The sequence below is a fragment of the Jiangella sp. DSM 45060 genome, from assembly GCF_900105175.1.
Lineage (GTDB): Bacteria > Actinomycetota > Actinomycetes > Jiangellales > Jiangellaceae > Jiangella.
The window spans coordinates 6,892,615-6,918,772 of record NZ_LT629771.1 but is presented as its reverse complement, the minus strand read 5'-3'; the positions used below and the strand labels follow the sequence as shown (position 1 = coordinate 6,918,772).

The 26,158-nt window shown below is 75.0% G+C and carries 21 protein-coding genes and 1 tRNA gene; 15 read left to right on the top strand and 7 right to left on the bottom strand.

Annotated elements, in window-relative coordinates:
• Positions 1-13: 13 nt before the first annotated feature.
• Positions 14-1,423 (bottom strand): lipase maturation factor family protein, encoded by a 1,410-nt coding sequence (locus BLU82_RS31285; RefSeq protein ID WP_092624737.1) that lies wholly within the window; start codon positions 1,421-1,423, stop codon positions 14-16.
• A gap of 56 nt (positions 1,424-1,479) precedes the next feature.
• On the opposite strand from BLU82_RS31285, the gene BLU82_RS31280 reads away from it, so the two are divergent.
• Positions 1,480-2,454 carry an o-succinylbenzoate synthase gene (locus tag BLU82_RS31280; RefSeq protein ID WP_092624736.1) on the top strand — a complete coding sequence of 325 codons (975 nt, stop codon included), beginning with the start codon at positions 1,480-1,482 and terminating at the stop codon, positions 2,452-2,454.
• A 113-nt stretch (positions 2,455-2,567) separates the two neighbouring features.
• Here the strand turns inward: BLU82_RS31280 and BLU82_RS31275 are convergent, their stop codons facing one another.
• The gene (locus BLU82_RS31275; RefSeq protein WP_092624735.1) at positions 2,568-3,881 is read right to left on the bottom strand and encodes an FAD-binding oxidoreductase; all 1,314 of its coding nucleotides are present in this window, start codon (positions 3,879-3,881) and stop codon (positions 2,568-2,570) included.
• 153 nt (positions 3,882-4,034) lie between these two features.
• Positions 4,035-6,689: a LuxR C-terminal-related transcriptional regulator gene (locus tag BLU82_RS31270; RefSeq protein WP_172885742.1), complete on the bottom strand. Its 2,655-nt coding sequence runs from the start codon at positions 6,687-6,689 to the stop codon at positions 4,035-4,037.
• A 33-nt stretch (positions 6,690-6,722) separates the two neighbouring features.
• Here BLU82_RS31270 and BLU82_RS31265 point away from each other — a divergent pair, with 33 nt between their 5' ends.
• Entirely contained in the window at positions 6,723-7,388 is a 666-nt protein-coding gene (locus BLU82_RS31265; protein ID WP_092624733.1) for a haloacid dehalogenase type II, read from the top strand.
• Between the two features lie 362 nt (positions 7,389-7,750).
• Here the strand turns inward: BLU82_RS31265 and BLU82_RS31260 are convergent, their stop codons facing one another.
• Entirely contained in the window at positions 7,751-8,743 is a 993-nt protein-coding gene (locus tag BLU82_RS31260; protein WP_092624732.1) for a LacI family DNA-binding transcriptional regulator, read from the bottom strand.
• On the bottom strand, positions 8,740-9,654 hold the full coding sequence (locus BLU82_RS31255) for a fumarylacetoacetate hydrolase family protein (protein WP_092624731.1): 915 nt from the start codon (positions 9,652-9,654) through the stop codon (positions 8,740-8,742). Before BLU82_RS31255 ends, BLU82_RS31260 begins: the two co-directional genes overlap by 4 nt.
• A 150-nt stretch (positions 9,655-9,804) precedes the next feature.
• On the opposite strand from BLU82_RS31255, the gene xylA reads away from it, so the two are divergent.
• From xylA to BLU82_RS31235, 4 genes are all read left to right on the top strand, one after another.
• Positions 9,805-10,962, top strand: a complete 1,158-nt coding sequence (gene xylA / locus BLU82_RS31250; protein WP_092624730.1) for a xylose isomerase — start codon at positions 9,805-9,807, stop codon at positions 10,960-10,962.
• An 8-nt stretch (positions 10,963-10,970) separates the two neighbouring features.
• Entirely contained in the window at positions 10,971-11,831 is an 861-nt protein-coding gene (locus BLU82_RS31245) for an arginase family protein (protein ID WP_092624729.1), read from the top strand.
• A gap of 10 nt (positions 11,832-11,841) precedes the next feature.
• Positions 11,842-11,912: transfer RNA gene (locus BLU82_RS31240), tRNA-OTHER, on the top strand.
• 29 nt (positions 11,913-11,941) lie between these two features.
• Positions 11,942-14,122 carry a hypothetical protein gene (locus BLU82_RS31235; protein WP_092624728.1) on the top strand — a complete coding sequence of 727 codons (2,181 nt, stop codon included), beginning with the start codon at positions 11,942-11,944 and terminating at the stop codon, positions 14,120-14,122.
• On the opposite strand, the gene BLU82_RS31230 is transcribed toward BLU82_RS31235, so the two are convergent.
• Both BLU82_RS31230 and BLU82_RS31225 read right to left on the bottom strand, forming a co-directional pair.
• Positions 14,112-15,494 (bottom strand): pyridoxal-dependent decarboxylase, encoded by a 1,383-nt coding sequence (locus BLU82_RS31230; RefSeq protein ID WP_092624727.1) that lies wholly within the window; start codon positions 15,492-15,494, stop codon positions 14,112-14,114. The two genes, BLU82_RS31235 and BLU82_RS31230, sit on opposite strands and share 11 nt — an antisense overlap.
• Positions 15,491-17,434, bottom strand: coding sequence for a BTAD domain-containing putative transcriptional regulator (locus tag BLU82_RS31225; RefSeq protein WP_092624726.1), 1,944 nt, complete (start codon positions 17,432-17,434; stop codon positions 15,491-15,493). Before BLU82_RS31225 ends, BLU82_RS31230 begins: the two co-directional genes overlap by 4 nt.
• Before the next feature lie 64 nt (positions 17,435-17,498).
• Here BLU82_RS31225 and BLU82_RS31220 point away from each other — a divergent pair, with 64 nt between their 5' ends.
• The 9 genes from BLU82_RS31220 to BLU82_RS31180 all read left to right on the top strand — a co-directional run bounded on the left by BLU82_RS31220 (position 17,499) and on the right by BLU82_RS31180 (position 26,154).
• Positions 17,499-18,365, top strand: coding sequence for an alpha/beta fold hydrolase (locus tag BLU82_RS31220; protein WP_092624725.1), 867 nt, complete (start codon positions 17,499-17,501; stop codon positions 18,363-18,365).
• 195 nt (positions 18,366-18,560) lie between these two features.
• On the top strand, positions 18,561-19,277 hold the full coding sequence (locus BLU82_RS31215; RefSeq protein ID WP_092624724.1) for an NIPSNAP family protein: 717 nt from the start codon (positions 18,561-18,563) through the stop codon (positions 19,275-19,277).
• Positions 19,278-19,450: 173 nt separating this feature from the next.
• A complete protein-coding gene (locus BLU82_RS31210) occupies positions 19,451-20,212 on the top strand; it encodes a GntR family transcriptional regulator (RefSeq protein WP_092624723.1) in 762 nt (253 codons plus the stop codon).
• Between the two features lie 46 nt (positions 20,213-20,258).
• Entirely contained in the window at positions 20,259-21,551 is a 1,293-nt protein-coding gene (locus tag BLU82_RS31205) for an extracellular solute-binding protein (protein WP_157741386.1), read from the top strand.
• A 3-nt stretch (positions 21,552-21,554) separates the two neighbouring features.
• Positions 21,555-22,469 carry a carbohydrate ABC transporter permease gene (locus tag BLU82_RS31200; RefSeq protein ID WP_092624721.1) on the top strand — a complete coding sequence of 305 codons (915 nt, stop codon included), beginning with the start codon at positions 21,555-21,557 and terminating at the stop codon, positions 22,467-22,469.
• Complete coding sequence (locus BLU82_RS31195; protein ID WP_092624720.1) at positions 22,466-23,335, top strand: carbohydrate ABC transporter permease; 870 nt, start codon at positions 22,466-22,468, stop codon at positions 23,333-23,335. Before BLU82_RS31200 ends, BLU82_RS31195 begins: the two co-directional genes overlap by 4 nt.
• A complete protein-coding gene (locus BLU82_RS31190; RefSeq protein WP_092624719.1) occupies positions 23,332-24,279 on the top strand; it encodes an N-acetylglucosamine kinase in 948 nt (315 codons plus the stop codon). The genes BLU82_RS31195 and BLU82_RS31190 overlap by 4 nt, the downstream gene beginning before the upstream one ends.
• On the top strand, positions 24,272-24,937 hold the full coding sequence (locus BLU82_RS31185; RefSeq protein WP_092624718.1) for an N-acetylmannosamine-6-phosphate 2-epimerase: 666 nt from the start codon (positions 24,272-24,274) through the stop codon (positions 24,935-24,937). Before BLU82_RS31190 ends, BLU82_RS31185 begins: the two co-directional genes overlap by 8 nt.
• Positions 24,934-26,154: a hypothetical protein gene (locus BLU82_RS31180; RefSeq protein ID WP_092624717.1), complete on the top strand. Its 1,221-nt coding sequence runs from the start codon at positions 24,934-24,936 to the stop codon at positions 26,152-26,154. The genes BLU82_RS31185 and BLU82_RS31180 overlap by 4 nt, the downstream gene beginning before the upstream one ends.
• The last annotated feature ends 4 nt before the right edge of the window (positions 26,155-26,158 follow it).

Sequence of the window (26,158 nt, the reverse complement as noted above, 5' to 3'; positions counted from 1 at the left end):
GGCCAGCGTATGTTCAGGCCCGGTAGTCGCCGATGAGCGTCCGGTGCCACCACGCGCCGGTGTCGCGACGCTCCCGCCGGTCGGTGAACCGGTACCGGTAGAGCCGCGCCCGCACGTGCGCGGGCGGCAGGTGCGGGTACGGGTTGTGCCGCAGCAGCGCCACCACGTCGGGGTCGTTGTCGCGCAGCTTCGCCAGCAGCACCGGGAACCACGGCTGCGCGTAGGCCGGTGCGATCGCGGCGAACCACATCAGCCAGTCCAGCCGCAGGTGGTACGGCGCCACCTGTGGCGGCCGCCGGCGCACGTCGCCCGGCTTGGCGCGGAACCCGTACTCCTGCCAGACGGTGTCCGGCCCCGGCACCGGGTCGGAGGTCCCCTCGATGACGACCTCGCGCCGGACCCGCGTGATGCTGCCGAACGCGCCGTACGTGTTCACCAGCAGCAGCGGGTTGAAGCTGGTGTTCATCACCTGCCCACGGGAGAGCAGGTTCCGCACCGGCCAGTAGCTCATGACGACCAGCGCCAGGGCCAGCGCGACGACGGCGACGGCGTACCAGGCGGGCGGGTCGTCCAGCCCGGCCGGCGGGCCGACCGGCAGCAGCGCGCCCCACAGCCCGCCGCCGGCCGCCGTCGTCGCCACCACCATCGTCAGCACGTTGAGCCAGGCGAAGTTGCCGCTCAGCACCAGCCAGCCCTGCGTCACGATGACGACGACGGCGGCGACCGTGCGCACCGGCTGCGGCGCGAACAGCAGGAACGGGACGACCAGCTGGGTGACGTGGTTCGCCGCCGCCTCCGCTCGGTGCGCCCACCGGGGCAGCCGGTGGAACCACCAGCTCAGCGGGTTCGGCAGCGGCTGCGTCTCGTGGTGGTAGTACAGGCACGTCAGGTCGCGCCAGCAGGGGTCGCCGCGCAGCTTGATCAGCCCGGCGCCGAACTCCAGCCGGAACAGCACCCACCACAGCGCGACCAGCACCAGCAGCGGCGGCGCCACGTCCGCCGGGCCGAGGAAGACGGCCAGGAACCCGACCTCGCACAGCAGCGACTCCCAGCCGAAGCCGTACCAGACCTGCCCGACCTGCACGATCGACAGGTACAGCGCCCACGGCACCAGCCAGGCGAGCAGGTTGGCCCACACCGGCAGGCCGTCGGCGAGACCGAGCAGGAGAGCGGCCGACCACGCCACGCCCAGCCACGCGACGGCGGCGAAGAAGCGGTCGGAGTAGTGCCACTGGAACAGGCTCGGCGCCCGCCGGAACGGCACCCGCGCCACGTACCGCGGCACCGGCGTCAGGCCGTGCTCGCCGATCAGCGCGCGGAACTGGCGGACGGCGCCGAGGAAGGCCAGCAGGTACACGACGGCCAGAGCCCGCTGGAACACCAGCCGGCTCAACCAGTACCCCTCGGCGGCGAACCAGTCCATGTCACCGAAGGTGTGCCCGGCGGTGGGCTGATCAAACCCCCTGGCAGCATGGACGCGTGGCCGACCTCGACTTCGCGGGCGCACTGGTCTACGCGATCCCGCTGCGCACCCGGTTCCGCGGCATCACCGTCCGCGAGGGCGTGCTGATCGAGGGCCCGGCCGGCTGGGGCGAGTTCTGCCCGTTCGCCGACTACGACGACGCCGAGTCCGTGCCCTGGCTGCTTGCGGCCGTGGAGCAGGCGACGCGGCCACCGCCGTCGCCGCTGCGGGACCGGATCCCGGTGAACTGCACGGTCCCGGCGGTCGGTCCGGAGCGGGCGTACGAGCTGGTCGCGGCGTCGGGGTGCACGACGGCGAAGGTGAAGGTCGCCGACCACGCGGACTCGCTGGCCGACGACGTGGCGCGGGTCGAGGCGGTGCGTTCCGCGCTCGGGCCGGGCGGTCGGGTCCGGGTCGACGCCAACGCGGCGTGGGACGTCGCGACGGCGGTGCGGTCGCTGCGGCTGCTGGATGGGTCGGCGGGTGGGCTGGAGTACGCGGAGCAGCCGTGCCGGACGCTGGACGAGCTGGCGGCGGTGCGGCGGGCGGTCGACGTGCCGATCGCGGCCGACGAGTCGATCCGCCGCGCCGACGACCCACTGCGCGTCGCCGTCGCGGGCGCTGCCGACGTCGCCGTCATCAAGGGGACGCCGCTGGGCGGGGTGCGTCGGGCGTTGCGGGTCGCCGAGGCGGCCGGCCTGCCGTGCGTCGTGTCGTCGGCACTGGAGACCAGCGTCGGGCTGGCCGGTCAGCTGGCGCTCGCGGCGGCACTGCCGGAGCTGCCGTACGCGTGCGGCCTCGGGACCCTCTCGCTGTTCACCGGCGACCTCGTCGGCGACGACGTCAGCCTGCGGCCCGTGGGCGGGTCGCTCCCCGTCCCGCAGCTGCCGCCGTCGCCGCACCCCGCGCGTCTGGAGGAGTACCGCCTGACCGACCCCGCACGCGAACGCTGGTGGCGCGAGCGCCTGGCCCGCGTCCGCGCCCTGGCCTGATGCAGGCGAGAGCGTCCCTTTGCAATGAGCACCCATACGCATCGCGGGCTGTGCGCCGGCACCGATGCGTATGGGTGCTGATTGCAAGGAGGACGGGGACAACCGCCGGGTGATCAGCGGCCGAGGGCGGCGTGACCCTGGCCGAAGAAGCCGTCCGGGTCGTAGGCGGCCTTGACGGTGCGCAGCCGGGCGTAGTCGGCCGGGGTGTAGGCGGCCGCCGTCCGGGTGGTGTCGGCGAGGAAGTTGAGGAACGCGCCGCCGATGCCGTGCGGACGCAGCCGGTCCACGAACTCCGGCGTCGGCCGGTCGAGGATGACGCTGAACGGCACGCCGCGGTGCGAGACCGGGCCGGCGCCGGGGCCGGGACGGGCGGTCGCGCCGCCGTAGTTGCGGATCTCCACCGCCGACCCCGCCTCGGCGGCCTCGACCACGGTGTCGACGACGTCGTCGCCGAGGGCCGGGAAGAAGTCGAAGAACCGGGCCGGCGTGCCGCCCATCGCGGCGTCGGCGTACTCCATGCTCCGGTAGCCGTCGACCAGCGCCGGACCGGCGGCCAGCCGCAGCGGGCGGAGCAGCCGCTCGGCGTCGTCGGCGCGGCCGGCGTACAGGGCCTTGACGCCCAGCGCACGGCGCCCGCGCAGCTCGGCCGGCACGGCCTCGACGTCCGGGATGGTCGTCAGCACGACGGCCGAGCTCATCTCGTCGGGCGCGGCGGCGGCCCAGTCGCGGTAGACCCGCAGCGCGTCGCCGGCGCGGGACACGTCGAACCAGGAGATGCCGCCGTAGACCTGCGCCACCGGGTAGACGCGGAACTCCAGCGACGTCACGACGCCGAAGCCGCCGCCACCGCCGCGGATCGCCCAGAACAGGTCCGGGTGCCGGTCGGGCCCGACGGTGAGCAGCTCGCCGTCGGCGGTCACGATGTCGGCGGAGAGGACGCTGTCCGCGGCGAAGCCGTGCTTGCGGGCCAGCCAGCCCATGCCGCCGCCGAGCGTGTAGCCGGTGACGCCGACGGCCGGCGACGAGCCGGACAGCGGCGCCAGCCCGTACGGCCGGGTCGCGGCCAGCACGTCGCCCCACACGGTGCCGGGGCGGACGCGAACGACCTGCCGGGCCGGGTCGACGAAGACCGACGACATCGCCGTCGTCTTGAGCAGCAGCCCGCCGTCGTTGGGGACGTAGGTGCCGTGGCCGGTCGCCTGGACCGAGAACGCCAGCCCGTGCTCGCGGGCCGCACGCACGGCGGCCTGCACGTCCGCCGTCGACCGCGCCTCGACGACGACGTCCGGTCGCGGGTCGAGCGTGGGCAGCAGCGGCTTGCGGTGCGCGTCGTACCCGGCGTCGCCGGGCTCGTGGACGGCGCCCGCGATGGCGCCGCGCAGGGCGGTGGCGGCGGTGGTCTGCTGGTGCTGGATCGTGATGGTCATCGTCGTCTCCCTCTGGGCGTCTCACCCGGTACGTCGATGCCTGGGGCGGGTTCTCGACATCCGCGGCGAACTTTTTTGCGATGACTTCACGATCGGGCCGCGGGGTGGGTCCGGACATCCGTGCCGACCACGGATCGACCACGGAAAAGACGCTCAGTGGGCGAGGAGGAGGCTGCGTTCCCACTGGTAGCGGCAGGCGGCCGCGTCGAGGGTCTCGGCGGCCGCGAGGACACCGTCGCGGTCGCCGGCGGCCAGTGCGGCGGCGCGGTCGACGATCGCGGCGGCGACGACGTTGTCGGTGGTGAACGGGCGGGCGCGGGCGATCCGCTCGCCGGCGTCGGGCAGTTCGGCCAGGACGGCGGCCTCCGCCCAGAGCGCCGCGTACCAGGGCCGCCAGATCAGCTCGAACCAGCTGCGGAACTCCTCCGGCGGCCGGTGCAGGACGGCGACGGCGTCGGCCGGGCGGTCCAGGTGCAGCGCCTCGAGGGCGGCGAAGAAGCTCTCGACGGAACGCTGGTCGTGCGGTCGCCGTTCGGCCGAGCCGATGCCCACCTCGACGTCGCGCCAGGCGGCCTGCGCGGCGGCGTCGCCCCAGGCGCCGTGCACGGACGCGAGCGCGGCGGCCACCCGGCGCAGCGACGGGATGCGCGGCCGCCCGGCCCGCTCCCAGCTCTCCCGGAACAGCTCGCCGACGGCGACCGCCTCGTCCCAGTCCCCCGCCAGCACGATGACGACGATCAGCCGGGCGGCGCCCGCGTGCGCGACCTCGCGCTGCGACGGCAGGTCCCGCAGTGTCTCGGCCGCCTGCCGGGCCTGCCGGAGGTCGCCCGCCGCGATCGCCGACTCCGCCGCCATCCCATAGGCGTCGGACAGCTCGAAGCCCTGCTCCGGGTCGGGCGAGCCGGCCAGCAGGGCGGTCCGGCGCAGCGCGCTCTCCAGGGCGGCGCGGGCCTCGCCGCGAGCGAGGCGCAGACCGGTCAGCTGGTCGAGGGCGGCGCTCTCGACGACCGGGTCGCCGCTCTCGCGGGCCAGCTCGATCGCCTGCTCCGTGGCGGCGGCGGTGCCCGGCTGGTCGTCGGCGGCGGCGAACGCCTCGACGACGGCGCAGCGGGCCAGCGTGCCGGGATCGTCGGCGAGCGTCTGGGCGGTGGCCAGCCAGCCGGCGGCGGTCGCGGCGGGCGGGACCTCGGCGAGGATGCCGGCGGAACGGTGTACCAGCTCGGCGGCGTGGGCGTACTGGTGGGCGGCGAGCACGGAGTCGCCGGCGCGCTGCGCGGCCTCGGCGGCGGCGAGGTGCAGCCGCAGGGCGTCGGCGCCGGCCAGCCGGGCCCGCGCCGACCCGGTGGCCAGTGTCAGGGCCGCGGCCCGCCCCGCGTCGTCGGCGGCGAGGGCGGCGGCCTGCTCGAACCGGCGCTGCGCCTCGGCCGGCAGCCCCCGCCGGTGACACAACCGGCCGACGAGCAGCGCCGTCTCCGCGGCGGCCGAGGCGTCGTGCGTCACGCTCCAGTTGAGCGCGGCATGCAGGTCGTCGGCGAGGCGGTCGACCTGAGCGCGCCAGCCCGGGGCGGACGGGTCCGCGGCCAGCAGCGCGGTCCCCTCGTCGGTGCACCAGCGCAGGTGCGCGACCCGGACCGACTCGTCCTCGCCGGCCTCCACCAGGCGCTCGGCGCCGTACTGCCGGATCGTCTCCAGCGCCTGGTACCGCGTCGCGTCGCCGCCGGCCACGGGCACCAGCAGGCTGTCGTCGGCCAGGGCGGCCAGCGTCGCGGCGGAGCCCCCGGCCACCACGGCGGCGTCGGAGGCCCGGAACGGCGCCGCGAACACCGACACCCGCCGCAGCACCGTCCGCCCGGACTCGTCGAGGAGGTCGTGGCTCCAGTCCAGCGCCGACCGCAGCGACCCGTGCCGCCCGCCGCCGCGGCGCGCACCGTCGAGCAACCGGAGCCGGTCGCCCAGGCCGCTCTCCAGCCCGTCCAGCCCGACGGCCGGCAGCCGGGCCGCGGCCAGCTCGATCGCCAGCGGGTTCCCGTCGAGCGCCGCGCAGATCGCCGCCACCCGCGGTTCCGACTCGGACGGCAGCGGCGCACCGGCCGCGCGGGCCCGCTCATCGAACAGCGCCACCGCGTCGGCACCGAGGCCACCGACCGGCACCACCCACTCGAACGGCAGCAGCAGCCGCGACCGGCTGGTCGCGAGCACCGTCAACCCGGGCGCGGCGGCCAGCAGCGGCTCGACGAACCCGGCGACGCCGTCGAGGAGGTGCTCGCAGTTGTCCAGGACGAGCAGCGCGGACCGCCCGCGAGCCCACCCGGCCACCGTCTCCGGCACGCCGCGGCCGGGCTGCTCGCCCAGGCCCAGCGCCGCCGCGACCGCGGCCGGGACTGCGTCGCCGTCGGGCACGGGGACGAGGTCGGTGTACCAGGCGCCGCCGGAGAAACGGTCCGCGACGTCGGCGGCGACGGCCAGCGCGAGCCGGGTCTTGCCGACGCCCCCGGGACCGACCGCCACCACCAGCCGCCGCTCCGTGACGGCGGACAGCAGCGCGGTCCGCTCGGCCTCACGTCCGACGAACGAGGTCAGCGCCGCGGGCAGCGCGGGCGCGGCGGCGCCGGCGGACACCACGGACGGCGCCAGCGCGGCCAGCGCGCGCCGGTCGCTCGCGCCGAACTTGCGCAGCAGCGCCGACACGTGACTCTCGACGGTGCGTACGGAGATGACGAACCGGGCGGCGATCTCGGCGTTGGTCAGGTGCTCGCCGAGCGCCGCGAGCACCTCGGCCTCGCGCGCCGAGATCTCCGGGGCCACCACCCGGCCATTGTGGCGCAACCTAGGGTGGTGTGGATGACGCCGCACCCCGACTTCGACGCCATCGTCTTCGACATCCTCGGCACCATGGTCGACGAACCCGGCGGCATCCGGCGGGCCCTGCGCGCGGCGCGACCCGACGCCGACGACGCGGCGGCCGCCGAACGGTGGGCCGCGCACGTCGACGAGCAGCAGCGCGCGATCGTCGCGGGCCGCCGGCAGTACGCCGCCAGCAGCGTCATCGACCGCGAGGCGGCCGCCGCCGCGATCGGGACCGCCGAGGGCGCCGACGCCGTGGCGGCCGACGCGCTCCGGCTGGATCCGTGGCCCGACTCCGTCGCCGCGCTGGACCGCCTCGCCGCCCGGTTCCCCGTCATCGGCCTGTCGAACGCCGACGCGTCCGCGCTGACCCGCATCGGCGCGCACGCCGGGCTGCGCTGGCACCAGCTGCTGTCCGGCGAGGACGCCCGCACCTACAAGCCCGCCCCCGAGGTGTACCGGCTGGCGAGCAGGGCCACCGGCAGCGCGCCCGAGCGCCTGCTCATGGTCGCCGCCCACGCCTGGGACCTGCGCGGCGCCCAAGCGGTCGGCATGCGCACCGCGTACGTGGCCCGCCCGGTCGGCGACCCACCCGCGGCAGACGACGCCTTCGACCTGACCGCGACCGGCCTTGACGACCTCGCGAGCCAGCTGGGCTGCTAGATGAGTGAGTCGTATTGATCTTGCGGATGTGTCGTTGCCGGTACGGCGAGGACGTGGTCAGGCGGCACGTCCTGGACCCGGCCGGCCCGTCGCCCGCCGGGAGTACTGTTCCGGCGCGGTGACACCAGCGCCAACTGTTGGCACGAGTGTCGCCCCGCCGCACGCCCACCACCCGGGGGCCCGCAGCTGATCTGCACCACCGAGGGCATGCCCATCATCTGGGGCCTGGCCGCCCCAAGATCGGCGAACGCGACCCCACCCGCGCACTGCTGGAACACGACCATCTGGCACAACGCACACCGGCGCCCCAACCAAACGCCATCACCGCCGACGACCACTCACGATCAAGAGGACTCAGTCGTCTAGGGAGCGGCAGTGCTCTCCCGCGTGATCAGGCTGGTGGCCAGTTCGATCCGCAGCGGCTCGTCGGTGCCGGGCGGGTCGAGGACGGTGCGGATGGCGATGCGGGCCATCTCCATCAGCGGCTGGCGCACCGTGGTGAGTGCCGGCGAGACCCACTCGCACAGGGCGACGTCGTCGAAGCCGACGACGCTGAGGTGGTCGGGGATGCGCAGCCCGCGCCGGTGCGCCTCGGCGTAGACGCCGGTGGCCTGCAGGTCCGAGCCGGCGAAGACGGCGGTCGGCGGGTCGGGGAGGTCGAGCAGGGCGCGCGCCTGCGCCTCGCCGCCGTCCGGGCGGAAGTCGCCGTAGCGGACGAGCGCGTCGTCGGACGGCAGCCCGGCCCGGCCGAGCGCCGCGCGGTAGCCCTCGACCCGCTGCTGGCTGCAGACCAGCTCGGGCGGGCCGGTGATGACGCCGATGCGCCGGTGCCCGAGGCCGATCAGGTGCTCGGTGGCCGCCAGCGCGCCGGCCCAGTTCGTGACGCCGACGGTGGGGATGGCGGCGTCGAACCCGCCGACGGGGTCGACCAGTACGAACGGGATGCCGGCCGCGGTCAGCCGGCGCGCGCCGCCGGCCGGCAGCGGCGCCAGCGCGAGCAGCACGCCGTCGGAGCGGCGGGCGGTGACGCGGTCGAGCCAGCTCGCGTCGTCGCGGCCCTCGGTGGCGGTGACGACGACGGCGGCGCCGGCGCGGCGGGCCTCCTGCTCCGCACCCCGCAGCACGTCCATCGACCACGGGGTGTTCAGCTCGGAGATGACGAGGTCGATGAGGCCGGTCCGCTCCTCGACGCGAGTGCCGCGACGCTCGTAGCCGCGCGCGTCGAGCAGGTCCTGAACGCGGGCGCGGGTGGCGGGCGCGACCTCCGTCCGGCCGTTGAGCACCTTGCTGACCGTCGCCTCGGAGACCCCGGCCTCGCGGGCGATCTCGGCGATCGTCACCCGGGTGGTCGTCACGGCGCCGCACGCAGCCTGACGTCGTCGCGGGCGTCGACCAGCCACGACATCGCCTCGACGCCCTCGACCACCGGGTTGGCCAGCACGCCGACACCGCCGACCTCGATGCGGACGACGTCGCCCGCCCGCAGCGTCCACGGCGCGGCCGGGACCAGGCAGGTGCCGGTGGACAGCACGGCGCCGTCGGGGAAGACGTCGGCGCGCACCAGGAACGACACCAGCTCGTCGAACCGGCGGCGCAGCTGCGACGTGCTCGCCTCGCCCGACCAGTCCTCCGCCCCGGACCGGGTGATACGCATCGAGACCGGCAGCGCGTACGGGTCGGGCACCTCCCACGCGGGCCGGACGCCCGGGCCGACGGCGCACGCGCCGAGGTAGGCCTTGGCCTGCGGGAGGTAGAGCGGGTTCTCGCCCTCGATGGTGCGCGACGAGACGTCGTTGCAGACGGTGTACCCGGCGATCTCGCCGTGCGCGGTGACGACGACCGCGACCTCCGGCTCCGGGACGTCGAGGTGGGAGTCGGCGCGGACGGCGATGGGCTCGCCGTCGCCGACCACCCGCCAGGCGACGGACTTGAAGAACAGCTCCGGCCGCTCGGCGTCGTAGACCTGCTCGTAGACCGACGCGGCCCGCTCGCTCTCCTCGACCCGCGCCTCCTCGGACACCTTGTACGTGACGCCGCAGGCCCACACCTCGGTGGCACCGTCGACGGGCGGCAGCAGCGACACGCCGTCGACGGGGAACGCCGGCCCGGACGCGCCCTCGACGACGGAGCGCAGCGACGCCAGCGGCAACCGCCACAGCTCGCCGAGCGACCCGGCCGCGTCGAGCGTGGTGACGGTGTCGCCGTCGAGCACGCCGACGCTCGCGACCGCCGACGCGGACGTCGCGAACCTGACCAGCAGCACCATGAGACTCCGTTCGCCGAAAGTTTCGGAACCGCCACCGTAACGAGGGTCACAGAACGACGTCAATGACCCACGTCCAGCCCTTGCGATGCCATTCGGCCCAGGCCTAGGGTGGCGTCACACGCTAGAAACTTTCGGCTGGAGGCCGCGCTCATGAACGACTACACCCCCACCCGTGAGGACAGGTTCTCCTTCGGCCTCTGGACGGTCGGCTGGGAGGGCGTCGATGTGTTCGGCGGCGCCGTCCGCCCGCGGCTCGACCCCGCGCACGCCGTGCACAAGCTGGCCGAACTGGGCGCCTACGGCATCACGTTCCACGACAACGACGTCATCCCGTTCGGGGCGTCGCCGTCCGAGCGCGACGCCGCGCTGAAGCCGTTCCGCGCGGCCCTCGACGAGACCGGCCTGCAGGTCCCGATGGTCACCACGAACCTGTTCTCGCACCCGGTCTTCCGCGACGGCGGGTTCACCAACAACGACCGCGACGTGCGCCGCTTCGCCGTCCGCAAGGCCGCCGACCAGATCGACCTCGGCGCCGAGCTGGGCGCCAAGGTGTTCGTCGCCTGGGGCGGCCGCGAGGGCGCCGAGTCGGGCGCCGCCAAGGACATCAGGGCCGCGCTCGACCGCTACAAGGAGGCGTTCGACCTCCTCGGCCAGTACATCCTCGACCGCGGCTACGACCTCAGGGTGGCCATCGAGCCGAAGCCGAACGAGCCGCGCGGCGACATCCTGCTGCCGACCATCGGCCACGCCATCGCGTTCATCAACGAGCTCGAGCACCCCGAGCTGGTCGGCCTCAACCCCGAGGTCGGGCACGAGGAGATGGCGTCGATGAACTACGCGCACGGCATCGCCCAGGCGCTGTGGCACGGCAAGCTCTTCCACATCGACCTCAACGGCCAGACCGGCCCGCGCTACGACCAGGACTTCCGGTTCGGCGCCGGCAACGCCCGCGGCGCGTTCTGGACCGTCGACGTCATCGAGTCCGGCGGCTACGACGGCCCGCGGCACTTCGACTTCAAGCCGCCGCGCACCGAGGACATGGACGGCGTCTGGGCATCGGCCGCGGGGTGCATGCGCAACTACCTGATCCTGCGCGAGAAGACCGCCGCGTTCCGCGCCGACCCGGAGGTCCAGGAGGCGCTGGCCGCGGCCCGGCTGGACCAGCTGGCCACGCCCACGGCGGCGCCCGGCGAGACCGTCGACTCGCTGCGGGCCGACGTGTTCGACCCCGAGGAGGCGGCGCAGCGCGGCATGGCGTTCGAGCGGCTCGACCAGCTGGCGCTGGACTACCTGTACGGGGTCCGCTGAGATCGAGGGTGAGCTGGTTCCTGCTCGGCGCCCCGTGGGACTGCTCCGCGTCCGGACGGGGTGAGGCGGCGGCGCCCGCCGCGTTGCGGGCGGCCGGACTGACGTCGCTGGTCGAGGCGGACCTGGGCGACGCGGACACCGTCATCGCCGGCGCCGTCCGGGACCCGGAGACCGGGGTGCTGGCGCTGCCGTCGACCATCGCGGCGGCGCGGGCGCTGACGGCGTCGCTGACCGCCGCGCTGCGGGGCCGGCCCGGTTCGCGGCCACTGGTCGTGGGCGGCGACTGCAGCCTGCTGCTCGGTGTGGTCCCGGCGCTGCGCCCGGACGGGCTGTGGTTCCTCGACGGCCACCCCGACTACCTGGACGGCGCCGCGTCGGACACCGGCGAGACCGCCGACATGGAGCTGGCGATCCTCACCGGGTCCGGCGCGCCGTCGCTCATCGCGCTGGGCGAGACGGTGCCGATGCTGGACCCGTCCGCCGTCGTCCTGCTCGGGCACCGGACCGAGGACCTGGACCCGGCGTCGGCCGCCGAGGTGGCCCGGCTGCCGGACGCGATGCACCGGATCGCGGCGCCGGAGCTGCTGGCCGACCCGGCGGCGGCCGGCCACGCGGCGCGCGACCTCCTCGGCGGCGCCGGGATCTGGCTGCACATCGACCTCGACGTGCTCGACCCGTCGGCGCTGCCCGCGGTGTCGTACCCGCAGCCGGGCGGGCCGTCGTCGGCACAACTGGCCGACGCGCTCGCGCCGCTGGCCGCGTCACCCCGGCTGCTCGGCATCAGCGTCGCCGACTTCCGAGCCGACCTCGACCCGTCCGGCGAGTACGCAAAACGCATCGTGAAACTGCTGCACGGGATCGTACGATGAGCGCGAACCACATGGAGTAGATCAGTGGCAGATCGCCTGGCTGGGACCGGGAGGGCGCAGGTTCGAGTCCTGCCTCCATGTCGAATGCCGGCCGACCGGACGGGGGTCTCGTGGGCGGTTACGCCTTCGGCCGGTTCCGCCGCGCGCTGCGGATGGCGGTCGAGCACGACGACCCGGCGGTGCGGGAGCGGTCGCTGGCCAAGGCCGGGCGCTGGCACGCGGTGCTCGACGGGATGGCCCGTGGCCGGCTGAGAATCGGCTCGCGTACCCCGGTCGCGGACGTCCCGGCGTGGGCGACGCTCGAGGTCGTGCACGGCGGCTTCGCGACCGGCCGGCTGCTGGCCGAACGGCCGGCCGGTGAACAGCCGAACCGCTGGTATCTCGGCGACGAGGGGCAGGCCGAGTTGCTGGCGCTGCTGGAGTCCGGCCGGTACCGGGTCGAGCTGCCCGAGGACGCCGCGCTGCCGACGGTCGCCTGGCTGCTGGCACACGGACACCACGAGGCCGCGCTCGACCTCGTCGCCGAGCTGTGGCCCTGGCTGGACCGGCTCCGGTTCACCCCGCCGCCCGCCGCGACCGCTCCTCCGGACGGGACGGCGGTGCACCTGGAGTCGGCCGGCGCGGTCCAGGCGGCGCTGCGCTCGCGGCGGGTGCCGCCGCAGATCGACGCGATGCGCGCGACACTGGCGGCCGCGCCGTTGGACGACCGGCTGGTCGAGCTGTGGTGCGACACGGTCGAGGGGCCGCTGCCCGAACTGGACGGCGACGGCGTGGTACGCGGCGGCTGGCCATGCCGCCGCTGGCCGGACGACTGGGCCGAGCGTCGCGCCGGCTGGCTGGCCGACGCCGCCGCACTGCCGCCCCGGCACCCGAAGAGCAACGCCGCCCGGCTGCGGGCCGCGCTCGAACGCTGCCCCGACGACAGCTCGTCGCTCACCGGCCGCGAGGTCGGCTGGATCCGGCGCGCACTGGCCAACACCGTCACGGCGCACGGCGCGCCCGGGTCGCCGCGGCGGGCCGCGCTGCGCGCCGTCCAGGCCGACGTCGCCGCCCGGCCGACGCACGCCGCGATCGCGCACGTGCTCGCCGACCGGCTGGAGCCGTACCCGGCCGACGACGGCGTGCCGTCCGTGGACACCGTCACCGAGGGGCGGCCGGTGCCGCGCGGGCTGGCCGCGAAGGTCGAGCGGGCCTGGGCCGCGCCCGCCGAGACGCTGGTCGACCGCGGGATCATCGGCTCCGGCGACGTGCTCGCCGGCGTACTGCCACAGCTGACGGGGCCGCTGCTGGCCGCCGGGTTCGACGATCCCGCCCTGCGCCGGCTGTACGCGCAGACCTACGCCGCGTTCCGTCGCCGGCGCGGCCTGCTGCTGCTGAACCTGGAGCACCAGGTCCGGTTCGAGGAGCTGCCCTGGGTGAGCGCGCTCGCGCCGCTGCGGGCGCCGGTGACGGAGGCCGCCCGGGCGACGCTGCGGCGGACGGCGCTGCTCGCGCTGACAGCCTTCCCGCAGGCGATCCTGCCGAACCCGCTGGTGCGCGAGCTGAGCGCGCTCGCCGCGCACGCCGATGTCCGGCTGCCGCTGGTCGAGGAGGTCGCGGCGGACATCTTCATGGGCACGTTCGCCCGCAAGTGGCACGACGCCGCCGCGCTCGCCAGCACGGAACTGGCCGGCACGCTGTACGCCCGGTACTACGACCTGCCCGACGCGGCGTTCTGGCGCGCCCACGAGCCGCCGCCGGACCCGCCCGAGCCGCCAGGCCCGGACGCCCGCCCCGTCACCGCCGACGCGTTCGCCGCACTCTGCGCCGAGCGCGCGGCCGAGGCCCGTACCGGCGGCGGCAGCCACGTCGCCGCCAACGGGACCGTGATCGAGCAGAGCCAGATTCTCACCACGCACAACCTCGCGGCCCTGCTGCGCGTGCTGGACCCGCACGCGCTGCGGGGCGCCGCGCCCGATCTGACCGGCCGCGCCTTCGCCTGGCTGGTCCGCCGGCTGGCCCGGCCCGCGCCCGGCCACCACGCCGCGCTGATCACCGTCAAGAACGTGGCGTACGCGTGGCGGCAGGCGATCTTCTTCGCGTCCTTCTGCGACGCCGCCGAGCAGCGCGCCGCCGTCGGCCGCCTGCGCACCCTCGTCGACGCCGCCGGGCTGACCCGCTTCGCCCCGGCGGTCGACGGCCTCGCCCACGTGGTGGACGGCGGACGGTTCGGCGCCGACGGGACGACAACCGGCGGCGGGCGGCGGCTGCTCGGCTGGGCCGCCGGCCCGCACTGGTACCTCACCGGCTGAACGCGGCCGCCCGAACCAGGGCGTCGATGCCGCGGGCGACGTCGGCGTCGTCGGTGGACCAGTTGCTCACCGAGATGCGCAACACCTCGCGCCCGCGCCACCGGGAGCCGGTCATCCAGACGGTGCCGTCGGCCATCAGCCGCCGGCCGACCTCGCGCGTACGGGCGTCGTCGCCGAAGGCGAGGCAGACCTGGGTGAACACGACGTCGTTGAGCACCTCGGCGCCGGGGACGTCGCGGCGGATGCCGTCGGCGAAGGCGGTCGCGTGCCGGCACAGACGGTCGACCAGCTCGGCCAGCCCGGACCGGCCGAGCGAACGCAGCGCCGCCCACACCGGCACCGACCGCGCCCGCCGCGACAGCTCCGGCACCCGCTCGTAAGGCTCGAGGTAGCTCGCGTCGGTGACCAGGTAGTCCGCGTGGTAGCTCATGGCCGAGCGCAGGGCCGCGGGGTCGCGGACCGCGACGATGCCGCTGTCGTACGGCACGTTGAGCGTCTTGTGCGCGTCGGTGGCCCACGAGTCGGCGGTCTCGGCGCCCGCGAGCAGCCCGCGGGTCCGCCCTGACGCGCCCGCCCACAGCCCGAACGCGCCGTCGACGTGCACCCAGGCGCCGATGGCGTGAGCGGCCGGGATGATCTCGGCGAACGGGTCGAAGCCGCCGGAGTGGATGTTGCCGGCCTGCAGGCAGACGATGGTCGGCGGGCCGTCCCGCAGCGCCTCGGCGCACGCGTCGGCCCGCATGCGGCCCTCGTCGTCGACGGCGACGGTCTCGGGCGCGCCGAGCCCGAGGTAGCGCAGCGCGGAGTCGACGGAGTCGTGCCGCTCCCGGCCGACCAGTACCCGGACCCGCGGCGCCCCGGCCAGCCCGTGCTCGCCGACGTCCCAGCCGGCCCGGGCCAGGACGAAGTCGCGTGCGGCCGCCAGACCGGCGAAGTTCGCCATGGTCGCGCCGGTGACGAACCCGACGCCCGCGCCGGACGGCAGCCCCAGCAGGTCGAGCAGCCAGGCCGCCGCGATGTCGTCGACGGCGGTGCCGGCCGGGCTGGCGGCACGCAGGGCGGCGTTCTGGTCCCACGCGCTGACCAGCCAGTCCGCCGCCAGCGCGGCCGGCAGCGTGCCGCCGATGACGAAGCCGAAGAACCGCCCCGACGGCGTCGCCACCAGCCCCGGTTCCGCCGCGTCGGCCAGCAGCCGCACCACCTCGGCCGGGTCGGACGGCCCGTCGGGCAACGACGTGCCCAGCGCCGCCCGGACGTCGTCGGCGCCCACCTCGGCACGCACGATCCGCTCGTCCAATCCGTGCAGCCAGGCCCGGGCGCGCGCGCTGGCGACCTCCAGGGCGGCGTCGAAGTCATCGCGTGGAGCGCTCATGACAGTCCAGTGTCCAGCGCGGCGAGGTGCAGCGCCACGGGTCCGGCGGTGAGGACGCCGCTGCCGGCCCCGGCCAGCTCGCCGGCCGCCGGCGCCAGGGCGGCCCGGGCCCGGGCCGCGAGCGCGTGGTCGCCTGCCTGCAGGGCGGCCCGCCCGGCCAGGCACCAGGTGGCCTCGACCAGCAGGTCGCGCGGCGGCTCGGGCAGCACCCGCAGTGCCGCGGCGGCGTCGGCGCGGCGGCCGCGGGCCAGCAGGAGCAGCGGCCGGGCCCAGGGCGCGTACGGGCCCCAGTCTGTGTCGTCGGGGAAGGTCAGCGGCCGATCGCGCCAGACCCGCAGGCAGAGCAGCGCCAGCGGCAGCAGCCCGCGCTCCAGGCCGGGCATGCCGGCGCCCTCCAGCCGGGCTGCCGCCGCGCGGTAGGCGGCCTCGGCGTCGTCGACGGCGTCGGCACCGCCCGTGGACGCCAGCCGCACCGCCCGGTACCAGCGGGTGAACACGTCGACCAGCGGCCGCTCGTGCCGGCGGCCCAGCTCGTCGGCCGCGGCGGCGTGCTCGTCGGCCGACGCGAAGTCGCCCAGCGCGGCCCGCGCCTGCATGCGCACCAGCCGGCCGAGGATCTCGAACGCCGACAACCCGTGCGCCGACGCCAGCGCGACCAGCTCGGCCCCGATGGCGTCGCGCGCCGGCGCCAGCCCGGCCCGCTGGAACGTCTGCAGGAACGCCGCGTTCAGCGCGAACGCCAGCAGCGCGGGGTCGTGCAGCTCCCGGGCGATCCGCTCCGCCTCGGCGGCCTCGGCCGGACGGGGTGAGCGGGCGCCGCGCGACTCCATCGCGACGGTCGCCAGCAGCCGGGCGCGGGTCGCGGGCGGGGCGGACGGCGGCAGCGCGGCCAGCGTGCGCTCGGCCGCCGCGACCACGCGGGCCGAGCGGTCCGGATGGTCCGACCGGGTCCAGACGCCGGGCACGTCGTAGCTGCCGATGACCCGAGCCGTCAGCTCCGGATCGCCCAGCTGCTCGGCGGCGGCGACCGCGGCCACCCGCTGCTCCTGCGCCGCCGCGAGCCCGTGACCGCCGGTGAGCGCGAGCACCCGCAGCAGCCCGACGGTCGACTCCAGCCGCCCGGGCGCGCCCGCGGCCACCGTCTGGTCGTACGCCGCGGCGGCGTCGGCCCACACCCGGCCGACGGCGTCGACCGGCACCTCCTGGCGGAGCAGGTCGGTCTCCAGTTGCCGCAGCCGCGGCCCGGGGTCGACGCCGAGCTCGTCGCCGAGCAAGGACCGGGCCCGCCGCAGCACGTCCAGCGCGTCGGCCTGGCGCCCGGTGCGGTACAGCGCGAGCGCCAGCAGCCGCCACGCGTCCTCGCGCCACGGGTGCTCGGCGACGTGCGCGTCGAGGTCGGGGACGGCGTCGGCGGGGCGGCTCAGCGCCAGCAGCGCCTCGGCCCGCCGCTCGACCGCCGTCAGCCGCAGCTCGGTCAGCCGGGTCCGCTCCGGCGCCGCCCAGGCGGCCGCGGCGAAGTCGGCGTAGGCGGGGCCGCGCCACAGCGCGAGCGCGTCGTCCAGCAGCGGCAGCGCCTCGGCCGGCGCCGCGCCACCCGCCGCGTCGACCGCCGCCGCGAACCGCCACGCGTCGACGGCGTCCGCGGTGGCCCGCAGCGCGTAGCCCGGACCCTCGGTGACCAGCAACGTCGCCGGAGAGCGCGGTGCGCGGTGCGGCTCCAGCGCCCGGCGCAGCGCGGCGACGAACGTACGGACCGCGACGACGGCGCCGTCGGGCGGCGACTCCCACAGGTCGGCGACGATCCGCCGCACCGGGACGACGCGGCCGCGCGCCACGATCAGCCGGGCCAGCACCTCGCGGTGCCGCGGCCCCTTGAGGTCGACGTCCTGATCGCCGGACCACGCCGCCACGGGGCCGAGCACGCCGAACCGGGTGCTCATCGAACGCTCATCGGCGGGCCGGACGCTGGGAGACACACACCCCAGGATCACCCAGAGGAGAGCCATGACGCCCACCATCGCCGACTTCGAGTACCGGCGGGTGCCCGGCGACGGCGACGTCACGCTGAACGTCGCCCTCGGCGGCAGCGGCCGTCCGGTCGTGCTGCTGCACGGGTTCCCGCAGACCCACCTGATGTGGCGGCACGTCGCCGCCGACCTGGCCGCCGACCACACCGTCATCGTGCCCGACCTGCGCGGCTACGGCCGCAGCGACAAGCCCGTCGACGGCTATGCGAAGCGGACCATGGCCGCCGACGCCGTCGCGCTGGCCGCGCACCTCGGGCACGAGCGGTTCGCGCTGGCCGGCCACGACCGCGGCGCGCTGGTGGCGTTCCGGGCCGGCCTGGACCACCCGGACCGCGTGACCCACCTCGCGATCCTCGACGTGCTGCCGACGCTGGACATGTGGGACGTGCTGCACGGCGCGTCCGCGGCGGTGGCGTTCCACCTGTACCTGATGGCGCAGCCGCCGGGGCTGCCGGAACGGCTGATCGCCGGGGCTCCGGACGAGTTCTTCGGCTTCTTCCTGGACCAGTGGGGCGCCGATCCGGCCGCGATCCCGGCCGACGTGCGGGCCGAGTACCTGCGGGCCTGTGCCGCTGCCGTCCCGTCGATCGTGGCCGACTACCGCGCCTCTGCCGGCATCGACGTCGAGCACGACGCGGCGGACCGGGCGGCCGGGCGGCGGCTGGCGATGCCGGTGACCGTCGTCCAACAGGACTGGGGCGCGGCGCTCGGCTACGACGCGGCCGGGCTCTGGAAGGCGTGGGCGGACGACCTGCGGCACAGCACCACGACGGCCGGGCACTTCATGGCCGAGCAGGACCCGGCCGCGGTCGTCGCCGAGCTGCGGGCGCTGCTGCGCCGCTAGGGGGTGTCTGACGGATATTGGTGGATGCGGGCGGCGTCCAGGTGCAGGTCCAGCAAGGCGGAGGAGGAGTTCGATGCTGTGCCATCGGGCGACGACGACAACGCAGCTGGTCGGTTCCTGGGCGTCGATCCGCGCCGCCGAAGATCCGTCAGACACCCCCTAGGGCTGTCGGTGCCGGGCACTACCGTGCCCGGCATGACGACCGACCTGTGCTGCCCCATCGTCGAGCTGCGGCAGTACACCGTGCACGCCGACCGCCGCGACGACCTCGTCGCGCTGTTCGATCGCGAGTTCGTCGAGTCGCAGGAGGTGCTCGGCGCCCGGCTGATCGGCCAGTTCCGCGACCTCGACGCACCTGGCCGGTTCGTCTGGCTGCGCGGTTTCGCCGACATGGCCACCCGGCACGAGGCGCTCACGGCGTTCTACCACGGCCCGGTGTGGGCCCGGCACGGCGCGGCCGCCAACGTCACCATGATCGACTCCGACGACGTCCACCTGCTGCATCCCGTGGACGCCGGGTCGGGCTTCCCGCTCCCCGGCGTCGGCGGCGCCGTCGACCGGCCGCCCGCCGCCGCGACGTCCGCGCTCGTGGCCGTCGAGGTCTACCCCGTCGCCGGCGACCTCCGCGAGTTCGCCGAGTTCTTCACCACCGAGGCCGAGCCCGCCCTGGGCGCCGCACCGGTGGCTCGCCTCGAGACCGACTCGTCGCCCAACACCTTCCCGGCGCTGCCCGTGCACGACGACGCCAACGTGTTCGTGTGGGTGGCGCGCTTCCCCGACGCCGACGCGCATGCGGCGCACCGGGCCGGGTGGACCGAGCGGCCCGGCCTGCGCGCCGAGCTCCGCCGACGGCTGTCCGGGCCGCCCGCCGTGCTGCGGCTGGCGCCCACGGAGCGGTCGCTGCTGCGCTGACCTCCGTTTGGACCAGTTGCCGCCCTCAGAGATACAAAAGCCCGTGGCCTGCGGCATCGCCGCCGACCGCAGCCCCGCCACTGGTCTACTCGGGCTTCGCCGACGCCCTGGTGCGGTTCTGCGGCACGGACTATAAAGGTGCGCACCTCACCTCATGTCGAGGAGCTCACACCATGGCGAACGACGGCTTCGGGTCCGCGACCGGCAAGGTCGCGCAGGTACGCGGTCGCCTGCTGGAGCTCATCGACCACGGCGACGAGGGTGTCGCACTCCCGTCGGAGCGCCGGCTGGCGCACGACTGGGGCGTGGCCCGCATGACACTGCGGCGGGCCCTCGACGACCTGGCGACGGCCGGGCTCGTCGTACGCGAGCACGGCAGGGGCAACTTCGTCGCGCGACCGAAGTTGACCCGCCGCCTCGCGATGACCTCGTTCTCCCAGGAGATGCGCAACCGCGGACTCGTGCCTGGCAGCGTGACGCTGGAGTTCCGGCGGCTGCCGGCCGGTCCGCGCCAGGCCCGGACGCTGCGCATCCCCGTCAACACGACGATCGTCCGGTTCACCCGGCTCCGCACCGCCGACGGCGACCCCATCGGCGTGGAGACCACGTGGGTGGCCGACGACATCGTGCCGGACCTGACGCCGGCGGACCTGAACGGGTCCTGGTACGACCTGCTCGCGGACCGCTACGGCATCCCGATCCTGACCGGCCGCACCATCATCGAGCCGACCCTGCTCGACGAGCGGATCGCCGCCGTGCTGCACACGGAGCCGGGACGGCCGGCGTTCCAGCTCGACGTCGTCACGTTCGGCCCGAACGGGCGGGTCGTCGAGTGCGGCACCGACCTGTTCCGCGGCGACCGCTTCCAGTTGACCGCCGAGCTCCGGCCAGTGCCCGCCCCGGCGCTGCGCAGGCATGCCCGGCGTTCCGCCTGACCTTCCGCTCCGCCCGTCCGGGCGGACCGACGAAAGCGAGCAACCCATGAGCGTACGAGCGCGCGCCCGCGTGGTGCTGATCCCGGCCGCGGCCGTACTGGCGGTCGCCGCCGCCTGCGGTTCCGACGGCGGGTCGACCGGCGGCGACACCATCGAGCTGACCTACTGGACGCACACCCATCCGCCGATGACGGAGCTCAACGAGCAGCTCATCGCCGAGTACGAGGAGGCGAACCCGAACGTCGACATCACCTACGAGACCATCCCGAACAACGACTTCGGCACCAAGATGCTGACGTCGCTGAGCAACGGTTCCGGTCCGGACATCATCAACATGGACGACAGCGCGCTGCGCGGCGAGTACATCCCGAAGGAGTTGCTGGCGCCGATCGACCCGGCCGCGTTCGGGGTCGAGTCCGCCGAGGAGCTGGAGGCGCTCTACGTCGACGGCACGCTCGACGGCGCGAAGGGCGACGACGGCACCCTCTACGGCGTCCCCAGCGAGTTCAATGCCACCGCGTTCGCCATCAACACCCAGCACTTCGCCGACGCCGGCCTCGACCCGGCGAGCCCGCCGCAGACCTGGGACGACGTGTCCGAGTACGGCCAGCAGCTGGTCGCGGCCGGAGACGAGGGCTTCAACTTCGTCTACCTGCACTCCGGCTGGTACACCCAGCAGCTGCAGACGTTGCTGAACGAGACCGGCGGCTCGATCCTCAACGAGGACGGCACCGGCTCGGCGCTCACCGAGCCCGAGTCCGTCGAGGCGCTGCAGATCTGGCACGACCTCATCCGCGAGGACCAGGTCGGCAACGCCGACACCGCCTCGCGCGAGGCGACGTCGCCGTTCGAGGACTTCGCCTCCGGCCGCCGGTCGATGACGATGATCTACCCGTGGGCGGTCGAGCAGATCGCGCAGGACAACCCCGACACGTTCGAGAACCTGGCGGTCGTCCCGCTCCCGCAGGTGGACCCGGCGAACCCGTCCGGACGCTGGTACGGCTACTACTTCGCGGTGAACAAGGCCTCCGAGCAGCAGGAGGAGGCGTGGAAGTTCATCGAGTACATGACGTCGCAGCACGAGCGCTGGCTCACCGACGTCAACTTCGTCCAGCCCCTGCAGGGCTGGGAGCAGTCCGAGGCCGCCGCGAACATCCCGTTCCTGGACGTGTGGTCTCAGGCCTACCAGCAGGGCAAGTTCGACGAGGTCGGGCCGCACTGGAGCGAGGTGCAGGACGCGATCAAGGCGGCCGTCGAGCGGTCGGTCTTCGACGGCCAGCCACCGGCGGAGAGCCTCGAGGAGGCCTCCGAGTCGGTCGACCAGAGCGTCTCGAGCTAGCGCATGGCCCTGACCCGAACCGCACCGGACCGGGCCCGCGTCGCGCGGGCCCGGCCTCCGGGCACCGGCCGGGCCGGCTGGCGACGCCGCCGCGACGCCGTCGGGCTGGTGTTCGCGCTGCCGGCGCTGGCACTGTTCGCGGCGTTCGCGATCTACCCGATGCTGCGGGTGTTTCAGCTCAGCCTCTACGACTACAACCTGACCAGCGCGCCGGTCTGGGTGGGGCTGGACAACTTCCGCTTCCTGTTCGGCGACGAGCGCTTCCTCGCCTCGCTGGGCGCGTCGCTGTTCTACGTCGTCGTCACGTACGGTCCGGCGGTGCTGCTGGCGCTGGTGCTGGCGCTCGGCCTGAACACCCGCATGCGCGGCAGCGCGCTCGTCCGGCTACTGTACTTCGCGCCGGTCGCGACGTCCTGGGTCGCGGTGTCGGTGATCTGGCGCCTCGTCCTGCAGCCGGAGGGCCTGCTCAACCAGACGCTGAACACCGACATCCCGTGGCTGACGTCTTCGACGTGGGCCAAATGGGCGATCGCGATCGCGGCGATCTGGAAGGAGGTCGGCTTCTTCCTCATCATCTTCCTGGCCGGGCTGCAGAACATCCCGAAGGACCTGCAGGAGGCGGCCGCCCTGGACGGCGCCGGGTCGCTGCGCCGGCTGCGCTACGTCACGCTGCCGCTGCTCAAGCCGATCACCGTCGTCGTCCTGGTGATGGCCGTGATCCGCGGCTTCCAGTCATTCAGCCCGCAGGTCGTGCTCACCGGCGGCAGCTTCGGCACCGAGGTGATCAACCTGTTCGTGTACAAGACGGCCTTCGCCAGCGCCCGCATGGGCCGCGCCTCCGCCGTCGCCGTCCTCATGTTCGTCCTGCTGCTCATGGTGACGTTCGTGCAACTCCGCGCGCTACGGAGGTCGGCATGAGCGCCGGGGTGGTCGCGCGTCCGGCGGCGCCGTCGCGCAGGCGCCGGCCGGTCGGCCGAGTCGTCGTCTTCGTGCTGCTGCTGGCCGGCGGTCTGGTGTTCGCGTCGGTGTTCGTCTATGCGGCGCTGTCGGCGGTGAAGCCGGCCGACGAGGTGCTGGCCAGCCCGATGCGGTGGCTGCCGACGCAGTGGCTGTGGGGCAACTTCACGCTGCCGTTCGAGCAGGCGCCGTTCCCGCGGTACTACCTCAACAGCACCGTCGTGGGCGTCTCGGTGACGCTGCTCAACGTCGTCACCTGCACGCTGGCCGGGTACAGCTTCTCCAAGTTCGCCTACCGCGGCCGGAACCTGCTGTTCTTCGTCGTGCTGGCGACGCTGATGGTGCCGCTCGAGGTCATCTACGTGCCGCTGTACGCGCTGGTCTTCGACCTCGGCTGGGTCAACAGCTTCGCCGGCCTGATCATCCCGTCGGCCACCAGCGCGTTCGGGATCTTCCTGATGCGGCAGAGCATCGACGGGTTGCCGGACGAGCTGCTGGAGGCCGCGCGCATCGACGGCGCCGGCGAGCTGCGGATCCTGTGGAACGTCGTCGCGCCGATGATGGCCTCGCCGATGGCCGCGCTGGCGCTGTTCATCTTCATGACCAACTGGGACAGCCATCTGTGGCCGCTGCTGGTCGGCAACGACGAGGAGCACCGGACGCTGCCGGTCGGGCTGGCCGCGATGCAGGCCAACAACCTCGGCTCCGGCGGCATCCCGATGATGATGGCCGCGGCGCTGCTGGCGCTGCTGCCGACGTTGCTGCTGTTCCTCGTCCTCCAACGCAAGTTCGTCGAAGGGATCACGATGACGGCGGGGATCAAGTGAGCCTGGAGCTGGCCGTCGACGGCGGGCAGACGAATCTGCGGATGGCGTTGGTGCGCGACGGTGTCGTCGTCGAGATCACGCACGCCGGCGGGTTCGCCTACAGCGCCGAGACGGACCTGCTGGACAGCGTCGCCAACGCGGTGACCGAGGCGTACGAGGGGCTCGGGTCGCCGCCCGGGGTGCGGCGGGTCTGCCTCGGCCTGACGGCGGCGCCGCTGCAGCCGGACCGGCGCCGCCGGCTGGCCGCGCGCATCCACGATCGCCTCGGCGACCCGGAGGTGTGGCTCGGCCCGGACATGGTGACGGCGCACGCCGGGGCGCTCGGGGGCGCCCCCGGTGTGGTCACGACGGCCGGCACCGGCGTCGTCTGCCTGGGCATCGCCGCCGACGGCGGGGCGCACCAGGGCGACGGCCACGGCTACCTGCTCGGCGACTCCGGCAGCGGTTTCTCCATCGGGCGGGCGGCGCTGCGGGCGGTGCTGTCCGCCCGGGACGGCCGCGGCCCGGCGACCGCGCTGACGGAGGCCGCGCAGGACGCGCTGGGCGACCTCGCCGGGCTGTCGCAGCGCATCTACACGTCGCCGGCGCCGGTGCGGATGGTCGCCCGGTGCACGCCGTGGGTGGCCGCGGTGGCCCGGGCCGGCGACCCGGTGGCCCAGGGCATCTGGGCCGACGCCGTCGACGGCCTGGTCGCGACGACGGCGGCCGTGCTGGCCCGCTCGTTCCCCACCACGGCCCGGGTGCCGGTGTCCTACGCCGGTGGCCTGTTCGCGATGGACGATCTCGTGCGACAGCCGTTCACCGACGCCATCCGGGCCCGCTGCCCGGGCGTCGACGTGCGCGAGCCGCTGGGCAACCCGCTCGACGGCGCCGTCCGGCTGCTGGCCGGGCTCGGCCCCTACGAGCCGCTGATGCTGACCGCTGGGAGTGAAGCCCATGTCTGACACCGTGTTCCCGTTCCGCTCGATCGTGGTCTCGTGCCAGGCCGGCCCGGACAACCCGCTGCACGGACCGGAGCCGATGGCGCTCATGGCGCGGGCCGCCGAGGCCGGCGGCGCGGCCGGCATCCGGGCGAACGGCCCGGCCGACGTCGCCGCGATCAGCGCTGTCGTCTCGGTGCCGGTGCTCGGCATCAACAAGACCGGCGACCGCGACGGCGTCTACATCACGCCGACGTTCGAGTCGGCGGCCACGGTGGTGCGGGCCGGCGCGACGGTGGTGGCGCTGGACGGGACCGATCGGCCCCGGCCCGGTGGCGACCTCGCCGAGCTGATCGCCGCCATCCACGACCGGCTGGGCGTGCCCGTCATGGCCGACGTCGACACGCTCGCCGCGGGCCGGTACGCGCGGGCAGCGGGCGCCGACCTCGTCGGCTCGACGCTGTCCGGGTACACCGGCGGCGAGCGTGTCGACGGCCCGGACCTCGCGCTGGTCCGGACGCTGGTGGACGAGCTGGACTGCCCGATCGTCGCGGAGGGCCGGTACTGGACCCGCGACGACGTGCTGGCCGCCTTCGACGCCGGCGCGCACACCGTCGTCGTCGGGACCGCCGTCACGAACCCGATGGCGATCACCCGGCGGCTGGTCGAGGCGGTGCGGTGAGGGTCGGGCACGGGTCCGCGACGCTGGCCGTCCCGGACGGCACGCCGCTGGGCGGGTACGCCGCCCGGACCGCGCCGTCGGCGGGGACGCTGGCGCCGCTGCGGGTCGGCTGCGTATCGATCGCCGCGGAGACGAACCGATTCCTGCTGGTCGTCGCCGAGCTGGTCGGGGTGAACGCCGACCTGGCCGCCGAGGTCCGCCGCCGGCTGGCCGGCGTCGGCGAGGTCTGGCTGTGCGCCACGCACACGCACTCCGGCCCCGACGTCGGATCCGGGCCGGGCGGCGGGACGACGCCGTCCGGCTGGCTGTCCGCCGTCGCCGACGCGGCGGTCGCGGCGGCACGGGACGCCGTCGCGGCCGAGACGGACTGCGCCGCGAGCCACCACTCGGGCCGGCTGGACGGCGTCGGGTCGCGCCGCGGCGCCGACACCGGCGACCACCGGGTGCCGGTCGACGTGCTGCGCTTCGGCGCCGATCGGGTGGACGGCGTGGTGGCCGTCGTGCCGGTGCACCCGACCGTGCTGCCGGCGGCGTCGTCGGTGGTGAGCGGGGATCTGACGGCGTGGATCCGGGACGAGCTGCAGGCCCGGCTCGGCGGGTCGGCCTGGGTGGTCGTCGTGACGGGAGCGGCCGGCGACGTCAGCACCCGCTGGACCCGTCACGCCCAGACCGAGGCCGACGGCCGGAGGCTGGCCGCGCTGGCGGCGGACCAGGTCGCCGAGCTCGTCGCCGCGCCGGGCCGGGCCTGGACCGCCGACGACGGGATCGCCGCGGCCCACGCCACGCTGCCGCTGCCGGCCCGGCACGACGACGGCGACCGGCTGACCGGGTTGCGCACGGAGTTCACCGGCCGGCTGGCCGGCCTGACCGACGATGACCCGGCCGGGCGGGCTGCCGTCACCGCCCTGCAGGGTGTCGAGGCGGCCGCGCGCCGCGTGGGCGGCCCGGAGACGGTGCCGCTGGAACTGGCCGCGGTCCGGCTCGGCGGGCTGACGCTGCAGGGCATCGGCGGCGAGCCGTTCCTGTCGCTGCGCGACACCGCGGCGCCGTCGGTGCTGCTCGGGTACGCAAACGGCTACGCCGGCTACCTGCCCGCCGCCGCCGACTTCGCCAGCCCTGGCTACGAGGTGCTGATCTCACCGTTCCGTCCCGACGCCGCCGAGCGTGCCGCCGGGGTCCTGCACGAACTCGTCCACCGCACCATCCACGGAGGCTGACACG